The following is a 1,514-nucleotide window of genomic DNA, read 5'->3' as shown; positions in this document are numbered from 1 at the left end:
AAGGATATGCCGCTGCAGTATTTGTCGAAGAACGCGTACAACCTCATGGTCTTCTACGACAAGGGGCCGATGTCGATGCGCCTGGCCTACAGCTGGCGCAGTCGTTTCCTGCAGGGCGTGTCCGTCAACGGCACGCAGGGCCAGGACGCCACCAGTGCCGATCCGACCCGGGCGACGGTTGTCGATGGCAAGACGGTCTATCCGCAGGACGTGGGCTGGGGCTTGCCGACCTGGCAGGAAGCGGCCGGCCAGCTGGACTTCGGGTTCGACTATAGGTTCAGCGACAACCTCCAGGCCAGCTTCTCGGCTAGCAACATCCTGGATACCGTTGTCAAGCAGACCCAGCAGCAGGGTATCGGCAACAATATCCGTTCCTGGTTCGAGCCTGGCCGCAGTTATCGCCTGGCGCTGCGCTACACGTACTAAGACGCATGGACCTCCCGTAGTCTCCTGCCGCTTTGCCGGCAGTTTCAGGGGCGGCTCCGGCCGCCTCTCTTTTTTAGCATGGGTTGCCTATGTCTGACAAAGCTATTCGAACCATCGTCATCGTCGGCGGCGGTACCGCCGGTTGGATGACTGCCGCGCCGCTGGCGCTCAAGCTGCCCAAGACCTGCGAGATCGTGCTGGTCGAGTCGGCCGAGATCGGCACCGTCGGCGTGGGCGAAGCGACGCTCCCGACCATCCGCCATTTCAATCTCGCCCTGGGCATCGACGAAGCCGAGTTCGTCAAGAAGACGCAGGCGAGCTTCAAGCTCGGCATCGAATTCAAGGATTGGGGCCATGCCGGCAACCGGTTTTTCCACGGCTTCGGCGATTTCGGCCCGGCCATCGAGAACCGCCCGGCTTACATGTACTGGCTGCGCCTGTCGCGCGTGTTCAAGGACATGCCGTCTTACGAGCAATGGTCGATGGCGACCATGATGGCGCGCAGCAACCGCTTCATGCCGCAGCACGACGAGCTGCCATCGATCACCGACGCGTACAGCTACGCCTACCATTTCGACGCCGGACTGTATGCCGCCTATTTGCGCGACTACGCCATGCAGCGCGGCGTCAAGCGTATCGAAGGCATGGTCGAGAACGTCGAACAGCACCCCAAAACCGGCTTCATCACCGCCCTCGAACTGCGCGACGGGCGCCGCGTCGAGGGCGACCTGTTCGTCGATTGCTCGGGCTTTCGCGGCCTGTTGATCGAAGGCGTGTACCAGGCCGGCTACGAGGACTGGAGCGCCATGCTGCCGTGTAACAGCGCGCTGGCCCTGCCATGCGCCCGGGCCCTGCCGCTCACGCCCTATACCACCTCGACCGCCAGGGCCGCCGGTTGGACCTGGCGCATTCCGCTGCAGCACCGCACCGGCAATGGCCACGTGTATTGCGATGGCTTCACCAGTGACGACGAGGCCGCGCGCGTGCTGCTCGAAGGTCTCGACGGCGAGGCGCTCGGCGAGCCGCGCCAGTTGCGCTTCACCACGGGCCGGCGGCGCAAGTCCTGGGTCAAGAACTGCGTCGCCATC

At 63.9% G+C, this 1,514-nt stretch carries 2 protein-coding genes; both read left to right on the top strand.

Features of this window, described 5'->3' with window-relative positions; translation table 11 throughout:
* Window positions 1-426, top strand: a 426-nt coding sequence (locus V6M52_RS06150) for a hypothetical protein (protein WP_332700415.1), incomplete at its 5' end; no start/stop codon positions are given.
* Window positions 427-515: 89 nt separating this feature from the next.
* A partial coding sequence (locus V6M52_RS06145; protein WP_332700414.1) for a tryptophan halogenase family protein occupies window positions 516-1,514 on the top strand: 999 nt, incomplete at its 3' end.

This window comes from Devosia sp., assembly GCF_036676215.1.
Lineage (GTDB): Bacteria > Pseudomonadota > Alphaproteobacteria > Rhizobiales > Devosiaceae > Devosia.
Note: the sequence above shows the minus strand (reverse complement) of the source record. Positions and strands in the feature narration are given on the sequence as shown.